Origin of the sequence: Bradyrhizobium algeriense, from assembly GCF_003062295.1 — a bacterium.
In the GTDB taxonomy this organism is placed as follows: Bacteria; Pseudomonadota; Alphaproteobacteria; order Rhizobiales; family Xanthobacteraceae; genus Bradyrhizobium; species Bradyrhizobium algeriense.
The window spans coordinates 1-695 of the sequence record NZ_PYCN01000181.1; the positions used below are offsets into that span (position 1 = coordinate 1).

At 60.4% G+C, this 695-nt stretch carries 1 protein-coding gene; it reads right to left on the reverse strand.

Annotation, left to right across the window (positions count from 1 at the left end):
- The coding region (locus C7G61_RS43000; protein WP_108523439.1) for an IS6 family transposase at window positions 1–339 on the reverse strand (339 nt) is incomplete at its 3' end.
- Window positions 340–695: the final 356 nt, after the last annotated feature.

Genomic DNA, 695 nt, shown 5'->3' on the forward strand with positions numbered 1-695 from the left:
AGCCGCTCCGGGATCACGCCGACCGGACAGCATGGAGGCAATCAGCCGACCATGTTTATCGACCGCTCGAAACAAGTACCGCCAGCGTCCGCCCACTCGTACACAGGTCTCATGCGCTCGCCATGAGCCTGAACGATGTCCCTGGTATGGTCGCACCCGCTTCTCGATCTCCGGAGCATAGCGTTGCACCCAACGAAAGATCGTGCTTGGACTGACGGTGACACCGCGCTCGGACATCATTTCAGCCAGATCGCGATAGCTGATCCCATACTTGCAGTACCAGCGCACGCACAGCAAGATGATCTCAACCGGGAAGCGACGGCGCTCGAACAGAGGCACGGGAGCAGATCCTTGATGAACCGCTCCTCGCTATACGGCCGAGGTTAATGCAACGGTGCCCCACAAAATGCCGCCTTTCCACGACGCACGTCGAGTCGGGCTTGGCAGCATGCTGAGGGCTCATCTGGCCCGGCGCTGCCCACCGATCCACTTTCTCCCAGTGAGGGCGAGGAGGACGCAGCACCTTCAAAATGAGGGACAACTCACTTCACCTGGAACCTTGCCCATCGCCCGGTCACCACAACCGGAGCCATCGATAAATCTTCCGTCTGGCTGGCTGCGCGGGACACTTTTTGCGACCGCGCTGTCGTTTGTGACCACCGCCGCTCCGGTTCTGGCGGCCACCGATGACATCA